Annotated in this window: 12 protein-coding genes; 7 read left to right on the plus strand and 5 right to left on the minus strand. The window is 58.3% G+C overall.

What is annotated here, in order from left to right:
- Positions 1-128: 128 nt before the first annotated feature.
- Entirely contained in the window at positions 129-1,259 is a 1,131-nt protein-coding gene (locus tag VG146_08825; GenBank protein HEV2392450.1) for a TIGR03118 family protein, read from the minus strand.
- Positions 1,260-1,500: 241 nt separating this feature from the next.
- Here VG146_08825 and VG146_08830 point away from each other — a divergent pair, with 241 nt between their 5' ends.
- The 3 genes from VG146_08830 (at position 1,501) to VG146_08840 (ending at position 4,281) form a co-directional block, all read left to right on the plus strand.
- Positions 1,501-2,511 (plus strand): SPFH domain-containing protein, encoded by a 1,011-nt coding sequence (locus VG146_08830; GenBank protein HEV2392451.1) that lies wholly within the window; start codon positions 1,501-1,503, stop codon positions 2,509-2,511.
- Positions 2,512-2,518: 7 nt separating this feature from the next.
- Entirely contained in the window at positions 2,519-2,767 is a 249-nt protein-coding gene (locus VG146_08835) for a hypothetical protein (protein HEV2392452.1), read from the plus strand.
- A gap of 212 nt (positions 2,768-2,979) precedes the next feature.
- Positions 2,980-4,281 (plus strand): alpha/beta fold hydrolase, encoded by a 1,302-nt coding sequence (locus VG146_08840; protein ID HEV2392453.1) that lies wholly within the window; start codon positions 2,980-2,982, stop codon positions 4,279-4,281.
- A 363-nt stretch (positions 4,282-4,644) separates the two neighbouring features.
- On the opposite strand, the gene VG146_08845 is transcribed toward VG146_08840, so the two are convergent.
- The 4 genes from VG146_08845 to VG146_08860 form a co-directional block, all read right to left on the minus strand.
- Entirely contained in the window at positions 4,645-4,968 is a 324-nt protein-coding gene (locus VG146_08845) for a transcriptional regulator (protein ID HEV2392454.1), read from the minus strand.
- Position 4,969: 1 nt separating this feature from the next.
- The gene (locus VG146_08850; protein HEV2392455.1) at positions 4,970-5,095 is read right to left on the minus strand and encodes a hypothetical protein; all 126 of its coding nucleotides are present in this window, start codon (positions 5,093-5,095) and stop codon (positions 4,970-4,972) included.
- Between the two features lie 61 nt (positions 5,096-5,156).
- On the minus strand, positions 5,157-6,005 hold the full coding sequence (locus tag VG146_08855; protein HEV2392456.1) for a prepilin-type N-terminal cleavage/methylation domain-containing protein: 849 nt from the start codon (positions 6,003-6,005) through the stop codon (positions 5,157-5,159).
- Between the two features lie 63 nt (positions 6,006-6,068).
- On the minus strand, positions 6,069-6,245 hold the full coding sequence (locus VG146_08860) for a hypothetical protein (protein HEV2392457.1): 177 nt from the start codon (positions 6,243-6,245) through the stop codon (positions 6,069-6,071).
- A gap of 124 nt (positions 6,246-6,369) precedes the next feature.
- Between VG146_08860 and VG146_08865 the strand changes: the two genes are divergently transcribed.
- From VG146_08865 to VG146_08880, 4 genes are all read left to right on the plus strand, one after another.
- On the plus strand, positions 6,370-8,424 hold the full coding sequence (locus VG146_08865) for an NAD(+) synthase (protein ID HEV2392458.1): 2,055 nt from the start codon (positions 6,370-6,372) through the stop codon (positions 8,422-8,424).
- Positions 8,425-8,489: 65 nt separating this feature from the next.
- The gene (gene hpnK / locus VG146_08870) at positions 8,490-9,320 is read left to right on the plus strand and encodes a hopanoid biosynthesis-associated protein HpnK (GenBank protein ID HEV2392459.1); all 831 of its coding nucleotides are present in this window, start codon (positions 8,490-8,492) and stop codon (positions 9,318-9,320) included.
- Position 9,321: 1 nt separating this feature from the next.
- Positions 9,322-9,756 (plus strand): EamA family transporter, encoded by a 435-nt coding sequence (locus VG146_08875; GenBank protein ID HEV2392460.1) that lies wholly within the window; start codon positions 9,322-9,324, stop codon positions 9,754-9,756.
- Between the two features lie 44 nt (positions 9,757-9,800).
- The coding region (locus tag VG146_08880) for a hypothetical protein (protein HEV2392461.1) at positions 9,801-10,053 on the plus strand (253 nt) is incomplete at its 3' end.

Here is a 10,053-nt window from a genome sequence, read left to right on the forward strand (position 1 = left end):
GCCCGACTTTGAAAAACTCTCTGAGCAATGTGCTGTTCAGTTTCTCTGCGCTCTTTGCGCTCCTTCGCGGCTAAAGAAGGCAGATTGCCCCAAGTATCGGGATTCCCAGGAGCACGTCCCTCCGGGCTTTACTTGCCTTGATCATCATGATCATTGTCCTGGTCTCCTCCAGGCGCCACCGTCAGCGCCCCGAACAGCCCATGGAACGCCCCGGCAAAGGAGAAATCCGTGGCAAAGTATAAAGTATTGGTCGGTCCGGCACTGGCGCCATTGCCGAATCCCAGCCCCCACAATCCTTTGTCGATACGCAGCGGGAGGCCGTCCGTCGCTTTCAGAAAGCCGCGGAAATGCCCATGCTTCGCATCGAAACCAACGATCGCGCCGTTACCAAACATCCCAACCAGGATGTCGTTGCTGAATGGCCCGAAATTTGCCGGCGCCAACGCCACCCCCCAAGGCGCGTTCATCCAAAAACCATAGGTCAGCCGCCTCTCGAGCATCCCATTTACATCAAACGCATCGACCCAGCCCTGACCCAGCCCCCCAAAGGTGGAAAAGACATTTGTCGGCGCATAGGTCACGTAAAGGTCGCTCCCAAGAAGTTGCACGTTGAATACAGTCAGCCCCGCCGGCACCCTGCGATCGGCGAAAGCCCCCGCAGCGAAAACAACCGCATTAAAATTCGTATCGAACACGTCAATGGTCCCTTGCCCGAAGTTCGCGGCATAGAGAAGGTCCTGTCCATTTTGCTGAGCGATGGCCACACCGGTGTAGCTGGACGTAGCCGAATTATCCACTGCGAGAACAGCGACCGTCCGGTCGGCCTGGTTCGGGTTCCAGCCGGAGATAGTCCCGTTGAGAGTCACAAAAATAAAACGCGAGGGCAGGTTGCTACCCACCTGGAAGCCGTCGCCCGCGTATGACGCAATACCCGTGGGGGTGGAAACATTGGTGGGTGGAACCGCCACCACTACGGGCAATGGCTGTCCGGCCCCATTAAACAGCAACGAGACGTGCCCCATGGTGCTGTTGACCCACCAGGGACTGGTCGCCAGATGCGTTACGCCCCAAGCCCCGACAAGATTGGTGTCGGTGAAGGCGGCATACCCCGCCACATCAGAGACCAGGTTTGTCTGTTCGTAAAATTGGGCTGCACTGGGCATTGAAGCGGCAAGAACGAACAATGATACACCCAGGGCGACAATAATACGGACGGGAAATGCAGATTTTACAGTTATTGAAGCGATGTACTGACGCATAGAGATATCCTTTCATTTTTCTCGCCCGCGGTGTTTTGGAGACTCAATGTTTTTAATCTCGCCCCTGGCAACTTTCAATGGGGTGGCTACCCTATCATTTAACACGCGGTTTCCACCCGGGTGATCTTGGGAATGCGCACCGGCAAGTCATTGATAATCAATCGGAAATACTTCTTGACCTTTGATTGCAATATGATATCATAACGATAACATGAACGCGAGTTCAATTAAGGAACCATCTATGAACCCTACAAATGCAAATACCAATGCCGAACGGGCGGTCACGGTCCAGAACGGATGGATTTGGCTGCCAATTGTCATTATCTTGAAACTGGGGAGTCTGGCTTTATTCATCTATTCCATTGCCATAAGCGACAGGTTTGGCGGGCATCCCGCCTGGCGCTGGTTCGTCCTGGGCCTGCTTGGGATCATTCTGGCGGTTGTGCTGATGCCCGGTTTCTTTACGCTGCAGCCAAACGAGGCCCGGGTGCTGGTGCTGTTTGGGAAGTATAAAGGAACCGTGCGCCGGAGCGGGTTTCATTGGGGCAATCCGTTTTACTCCAATGGCAGCAAAGGCGGGTCGTTCAGAGCGGCGTTGATTCGGGCTGCTAACAAGGAGAAACAACCTGCAGAAACCTCCTACGCCACGAAACAGAGTTGGCGCAACAAAATCTCGCTGCGCGCGCGCAACCTCAACAGCGAAAAGCTTAAAGTCAATGACAAGCGGGGAAACCCCATCGAAATCGCAGCCGTGATAGTCTGGCGCGTTCAGGACACCGCCCAGGCCATGTTCGACGTGGACGATTACGAGACCTATGTGCGCATCCAGTGCGAGTCGGCTATCCGCCATGTGGCCAGCGGCTTTGCCTACGATCACGGCGAGGAGAATGAAGTCACTCTGCGCAGTGGGGTGGATGAGGTCTCCCAGGCCCTCCAGAGGGAGCTGCAGGCGCGGCTCGACAAAGCCGGTGTCCTGGTCGATGAAGCGCGCCTGACGCATCTGGCCTACGCCCCCGAGATCGCCCAGGCCATGCTGCGCCGCCAGCAGGCCGAAGCGGTGATTGCCGCTCGCCAGAAAATTGTGCATGGAGCCGTCAGCATGGTCGATATGGCCCTCAAGGAACTGGCGGAGAAAAACGTGGTCCAACTCGACGACGAACGCCGGGCCGCGATGGTCAGCAATCTGATGGTGGTGCTTTGCGGCGAAGCCGAAGTCCACCCGGTCGTCAATACCGGCACCCTCTACGCCTGAGGGTGGCATGGCTGAGCGCAAGGCATTTCTATTGCGAATTGACCCGGGCCTTTGGGCAGAGCTCGAAGCCTGGGCGGCGGATGAGTTGCGCAGCGTGAATGGGCAAATCGAATACGTCCTCAAGCAGGCGGTGACCAAACGAAAAGGACCACACGCTGTGCCAGCCGGCGCCGCCCACGTCCCGCAGGCGCCCGCGCCGGCGGGTTCGAGTGGCGTCTCGCCGCACCGGCCAGAACGAAAACGACACGAAACCTAAATCAGAAAGAATGTATTATGAAAGCCTTATCAATGCTGAGGAGTCCCCGACATGAACTATATCTTGAATGTACCGATGCTTCTCCCTCTCCCCTTCCGAAGGGGAGAGGGCCGGGGGAGAGGGGAACCTCAAGGGGTCCCTTCCTCCCTGCAGTCTATGCCACGGCTCACTGTGTAACCCTAGCCGCCTTGCTGGTGGCCTTTAGCACGGCAATGCCCCTTCTCGCCGCGCCGGGGGTTGATGATGTAACGGCCTCGGGCCTGCAGTACGTTCAACTCCTCTCGAAGGGAGATTTCAAGAGCGCCGTTGCCCGCTCAGACGCTACGATGAAAGCCGCTCTGCCGGAGGACAAACTCAAAGAAACCTGGCAAGCCCTTCAAAGCCAGGTCGGCTCATTCCAAAAGCCATTGCAAACCCGCGCGACCCGGGTTGGCGGCTTTGACGTGGCGCTGGTGACGTGCCAGTTCGAGCGCGCACGGCTGGATGTGAAGGTCGTATTCAACGCAAATCGACAGGTGGCTGGCCTGTTTTTTATGCCCAACACGACAGACGGCGCTGCTGCCGCTCCCCCTCCCTACGCGCCCACGAATTCCTTTCGCGAAACGAATTTTACCGTGGGCCAAAGCCCACGGGCCTTGCCGGGCACGCTCACCCTTCCGGTTCGGCAGGCCGGCGGCAAATTACCGGTGGTGCTTCTGATCCACGGCTCCGGTCCCAATGACCGCGATGAAACGGTCGGCGCCATCAAACCTTTCCGCGACCTGGCTTGGGGCCTGGCGGCAAAAGGAATCGCCGTTTTGCGCTATGAAAAGCGGACCAAAGAATACGCGGTAAAGCTCGCCGAGCAGGGCATCGGGAAGTTCACGGTGCAACAGGAAACCATCGAAGACGCCCTCAGCGCGGTCAGGCAATTGCGATCAACCCATGGACTCGATCCGAACCGCATCTTTGTTCTGGGCCACAGCCTGGGCGGAACCGTTGCGCCGCGAATTGCCCAGGCCGACCGATCTATCGCCGGCCTGATTATTCTGGCAGGGTCCACGCGCCCCCTGGAAGATTTGATTGTCGAGCAGACCCGTTACCTTGTGTCCCTTTCGGGTGAACCATCAGCGGCCGAGAAGGCCAGGCTCGCGGCGGTCCAGGAGGCTGCCGCCAAGGTAAAGAAGCTTTCGGCATCCGATTCAGCATCACAAGAAACCTTGCTGGGCGCTCCCGCTTCCTACTGGCTGGACCTGCGTGCCCATGACCCGGTGGCGATTGCCAAATCCTTGCCCCTGCCCTGCCTGATTCTCCAAGGCGGGCGCGATTACCAGGTCACCCGGGCTGATTTCGATGGCTGGAAGGCAGGACTCGCTTCCAAGCCGACAGTGACCTTTAAGCTTTACCCTGCATTAAACCATTTGTTTGTGGCGGGTGAGGGCAAGAGCACTCCCGCAGAGTACGAGAAGCCAGGAAACCTGGATGCAACCGTGATAGCCGATATCGCCGCATGGGTCCTGCGCAGCCCAAATTGAAACCGGAAGTCATTCGTCAGGCACGTGCGGACCTGCACAAAGGATGATTGTCTGCCTGGATACCAGCACCGTCGTACAGGCTCTAATATCGAAAGACCGCCATTTCGCGCCGCTGGCTGATGCCGGTTACAAACCGCGCACACGCTTTCGCCGCAGCAGCTTCAAAGCCCAGAGTAAAATTTCGGGGCCTTCGGACTCGACCAACAAATCAGCAAAATTTGGGACGCGCTTCCACGGCCTCCTCGCCCTTTGCGATGGAAGCCTTTTTCCACAGTTCCTTGGTGTCGCCGACTCGCTTTAGCAGCGTGTTGCGCGTTCTCGTTGTTCGCTTGGCGCTGTTTTCTTGCGCGATTCAAATTTCGCTCATCGGCAGGCGGCTGCTTCCACGCGCGGTTTGATACCCAAGTCTTCCGCGATGCTCTTGACGATCATCCCCAGCTTGCGCGCTGTGGGATTGCCGTTTCGATTCAGCATTCGGTGCAGTGTTTTTTCGCCCAGTCCGGTCTGCCGGGCCAGTTCTTTGAACGTAATTTCGGCATGGACTAGGTCGCGAAGCATGGAAAGTCCTTCGGCGGTTTCGCCTTCAAGGAATGCGCCCACAGCTTCGGCGTAGAGCGCCCGCGCAAATTTGCGGTCGCATTTGATCCGCGCCACGACGGTTTCTTTGTAATCTCGTGTCAGTGCCATTTTATGCTCTCGTCTGTTTGTATCGTTTCCATCGTTCCAAAGCGGCGGCGATGTCGGCGTCCTGCCGCCGTTTGCCTCCGCCGCCCAGCAGGATGATGACCGTCCGGCCTTCGCGCCCGTAATACACGCGGTAGGGGTTTCTTGGGTTGACTGGCCCGGACCGCCGTTTTCCCCAGTAAAAGCGGTGTTTAATGTGGGCAGCGGTCCTGCATCCAGAACACATCCACATTATTGGGGCTGGCTACGTTCAGTTGCAGAGCGGGCCCCAGCGGAGGCATGGTGCGGCCATCGCGCCACTTGTGAATCTCCGAATGCCCATCCGCAAAGGCAAAACCGGCGGCCCCGTTATGGTAGCTGGCAGGGTAATCCACAATCTTGGTTGAACCCGGATTGGGGTAGCCGTCCATCTCGATCACATAATAGCCGTCATTGATGCTGTCTTTGCGTTCGTCAAGCAGCACGATGGTCATGGACGGCCCGGGAAACCCGATCTCAGAAAGCTTGCGCGCGACGTGCGAGCCCGGCGCATTCAAGCCCCAATATCCCTTATACAGAGTCTGCGGGCTGTCCCCATTGCCCCCAACCCAGTTGCTCATCGAAACGCTCCGGCGCGGCACAGCGTTGCCCTGCGGGTCGATGCCACGCGAGGTATCCGCCGGGCAATGAAAAATGCCCACCGACGTGCAATACGGCCAGAGGACCCCTTTCATGATCGTGTTAGTATAATTCCAATTGTCGTTAAACTTTGGATTCGTATCGTCCAGGATACCCTGCACCCAGACAAAAGCGGAATTCGGGCGGGCAACGGAGTAGCCGAACGGAAGCTCATCGCGATTGTCTGTGGCGTACATGTGCCAGGCCAGCAGAAGTTGCTTGGTATTGTTCGCGCAAGCAGTGCCTTGGGCGCGGACTTTGGCCCGGGCCAGCGCCGGCAGCAACATAGCCGCCAGGATGGCGATGATGGCTATCACCACCAGCAGTTCGATAAGCGTAAAACCATTGCGCCAAACGCGAGTGGGATACGATGGGGCCTTCATAAAGCTGACTATTCGCCCATCGCCTACCCGAGTCAAGCCCGTTTCTCTGGAACTCGGAACTCGTTACCCTCGAACCAGCTCCTTCTTCGCGGCGCCCGCGATAAACCGCCGCCGCTCTTCGGTGAGCATCGAGCCGAAATTGAGCGGCTTCAATGTGGTGTTGATTACGATTTGGGCCGCTCGCCGGGAAACCCCACGGCTATCACGCCATCCTTTGTCCTCAATGCGGACATCCTTCACATCAGAAGTGGAAAACCGCTTGCGAAAGCCACAAGGACCCTCTCCCCTTCCGAAGGGAGGGACTCCTCCCAATACTGAGTACTTTGCCATTGGAACACGCGCCTGATTCGAGTAATTCATAACCATGCGTGAGCGGTTTTACTCCATCTACTCACACGGCTTTATCCGGGCTGCAGTGTGCATCCCTTCGTTGCGGGTGGCCGATCCGGCATTTAATGCCCAACGCACCCTCGAACTGGCCAAGCTGGCTGATAAAGCCAATGTGGCGGTGGCCCTCTTTCCCGAGTTGGGCATTTCGGCTTACTCGAATGAGGACCTGTTCCACCAGGACGCCTTGCTCGAAGCGACCCGCGACGCCCTGGCCTGGCTCATTAAAGAAAGCAAGACCCTGAGCCCCGTTTTGCTGGTCGGCGCCCCGCTGCAATTTGAGGCCAAACTCTTCAATTGCGCAGTGGTCATTTACCGCGGCGGCGTGCTGGGTATTGCCCCTAAAACCTACCTGCCCAATTATCGCGAGTTTTACGAAAAGCGGCAGTTCACCTCTGGACGCGACAGCCTGGGGCGCGAGGTCGATTTCCTTGGCTACCGCGTGCCCTTTGGGAACGACCTTGTATTTGATGCGCAGAATGTCCCTGGCTTCAAACTTCACATCGAAATCTGCGAGGATGTCTGGACGCCAATCCCCCCAAGCACCTACGCCGCCCTGGCCGGCGCCACGGTCCTGGCCAATCTCTCGGCCAGCAATATCACCATCGGCAAGGCGGAATATCGCCACCGCCTTTGCGCCTCGCAATCGGGCAAATGCATCGCTGCCTATTTGTATTCGGCAGCAGGCCCTGGGGAATCAACAACCGACCTGGCCTGGGACGGCCACGCGCTGATCTACGAGAACAGCGACCTGCTGGCCGAATCCGAGCGCTTCGCCGATCACGAGCAAATGATCACCGCAGACATTGACCTCGAACTGCTGGTCCAGGACCGGATGCGCATGAGCAGCTTCAACGATTCCATTCGCGATGCCCGCCCCAGGATCGAGGCCATTCGCCGCGTCCCATTCCAGTTTCAGGTGCCCCAGGGAGACGTTGCCTTGCAGCGCAAAATCGCCCGCTTCCCCTATGTCCCCAGCGACCCGCGCGAACGGGACCAGCGCTGTTACGAGGCCTATAACATTCAAGTCCATGGCTTGCTCAAGCGCCTTTCCTGCACCGGAACCAAACGGGTGGTGATCGGCATCTCCGGCGGGCTCGATTCCACTCAAGCGCTGATTGTGGCCGCCAAGGCGGTTGACCGCAGCGGCCTGCCGCGAAAGAACATCCTGGCCTACACCATGCCGGGTTTCGCCACCAGCACCCAAACGCTCACCAATGCCCGCAACCTCATGAACGCCCTGGGCGTCACTGCCGGTGAAATCGACATCAAACCCGCCTGCACCCAGATGTTCCGCGATATCAATCATCCCTTCTCGCGCGGCCAACCCGTCTATGACGTGACCTTCGAGAACGTCCAGGCCGGCGAACGCACCTCGCACCTTTTCCGGCTGGCCAACCTCCACCAGGCTATCGTCCTGGGCACCGGCGATTTGAGCGAGCTGGCCCTCGGCTGGATGACCTACGGCGTCGGTGACCATATGTCCCATTACAACGTCAATGTCTCGGTCTCAAAAACCCTCATCCAGTATCTCATTCGCTGGGTCATCTCTTCGGGCCAATTCGATCAGGGAACCAACTCCACGCTCCAAGCCATCGTCGAAACGGAGATTTCGCCCGAACTGGTTCCGCACGCCGATGGCGATTCCACACGCCCGGCGCAGAAAACCTCCGCGACGGTCGGTCCCTACGAACTGCAGGATTTCAATCTGTATTTTGTCACCCGATACGGTTTTCGCCCCAGCAAAGTGGCCTTTCTGGCCCTCCATGCCTGGGGCAACAAAACGCGCGGGGATTGGCCTGATTTGTTGCCGGCGGACAAGCGTTTTGCATACGACCTGCCGGAAATAAAGAAGTGGCTCGAAGTGTTTTTGTACCGGTTTTTTAAGATCAGCCAGTTCAAACGTTCGGCCCTGCCTAACGGACCCAAGGTCGGCTCCGGCGGCTCGCTCTCCCCCCGAGGCGACTGGCGCGCCCCCAGCGATTCCGAAGCCGAAGTGTGGCTGAAGGAACTGCGCGAAAATGTCCCCTAACCCGACCGCATTATGCGCTTAAGTCCGCGCCAAGCGTCTTGGACTGCGCCAGTCCTCGGGCTTCCATGAACCCGAGCATCGCCCGCCGGCTGATTGTCAATGCAGACGATTTTGGCCGCTCGGAATCGATCAACCAGGCAATTGTTCGCGCCCATCGCCAAGGCATCCTCACCACCACCAGCCTCATGGTCAATGAATCGGCCGCTGACCAGGCAGTGGCCCTCGCGCGCGACAATCCGCGCCTGGGTGTGGGCCTTCACCTCACTTTTCTTTGTGGCCATTCAGCCCTGCTTCAGGGCCAAATCCCGGGCCTCGTCAACCTGCGCCAGGAATTTACGGACAATCCCACCGCTGCCGGGTTCCGCTACTTTTTTACGCCCGGACTCAGAGCACAATTGCGCGCCGAGATTCATGCGCAATTCGCGAAATTCCACGCCACAGGTCTCCCGCTCGATCATGTCAACGGCCATTTGCATCTGCACCTGCACCCGGCCATTTTCCGTATCTTGATGCAGGACGCGCCCCAACTCCGATTCCAGCGGGTCCGGCTGACCTTCGATCCGTTCTGGCTCAATTTGCGGCTGGCTTCCGGTTACCTGGCCTATCGCACCCTCCACGCAGCCATCTTCCATTGCCTTTCCGCCCGTAGCCGGCCAGTTCTGCACCGGGCTGGTTTTCGCCATACCCAAGCCGTGTTCGGGTTGCTGCAGAACGCGCGAGTGGATGAGCGCTATGTGATGCGCTTGCTGCCGCGCCTGCCGCCCGGCGATTCGGAGCTTTACTCCCATCCCTCTCTCGATGAATTTAGCCACGAGTTCGACGCGTTGATCAGCCCGCGCGTGCAGGACGAAGTGAAACGGCTCGGGATTCAACTCATCCGTTACCAGGACTTGTGACATGGCCAAATTGCTCTTAATCCTTTTCATCGGGTTACTCTTCGAAAGTACCGGCGTGGTGCTCTTGAAAAAGGGAATGAACCAGCTCGGTGGCATTCAACAGGTCAACGCCGCCTCGATTGCCCGCGTGCTCAAGGCCGGCGCCACCAATCCCCACATTCTTCTCGGCGTCTTTTTCGAGGCCCTGTTCTTTATCTGCCTGCTCATCCTGATGTCCGAGAGCGACATCAGCTTTTTGTGGCCGCTGACTGCCCTGAGCTTTGTCTTTGCCACCGTGGCCGCAATGCTTTTCCTGCATGAGCAGGTCTCGGGCGTGCGCTGGGCTGGGGTTGTCTTCATTATGATTGGCGCTGCCCTGATCAGCTACAGCGAACATGCCAAGGAGAAACCCTCCATCAGCGCCTCCAGCCCATTGGCCCCCGCGCCCCCGCACTGAAGGGCCATGACCACCACTGCGAGCGGCTCCTGATCCAGGAAGCCTTGCGCGTCTATCGCGCCGGCAAAATGCTTGTGCCCATCATTGATGACGCCCACCTCATGCCCTCCGATTGCCTGCGCAAACTGCGCCTGTTGTGCGATGACTTTCCCCGCTCCCACAACCTCGTGCTCCTGGGCCAACCCCCGCTGCTCCAGTCGCTGGCTTTGACCCTCAACGAGGAAATCCGCTCCCGCGTCACTTATTCGGCGCTCCTGCCCCGTATCAGTCCGGAGGCCACCGAGCAGTTCATTTTGG

It is taken from the genome of Verrucomicrobiia bacterium, from assembly GCA_035946615.1.
Taxonomy (GTDB): Bacteria; Verrucomicrobiota; Verrucomicrobiia; order Limisphaerales; family UBA8199; genus DASYZB01.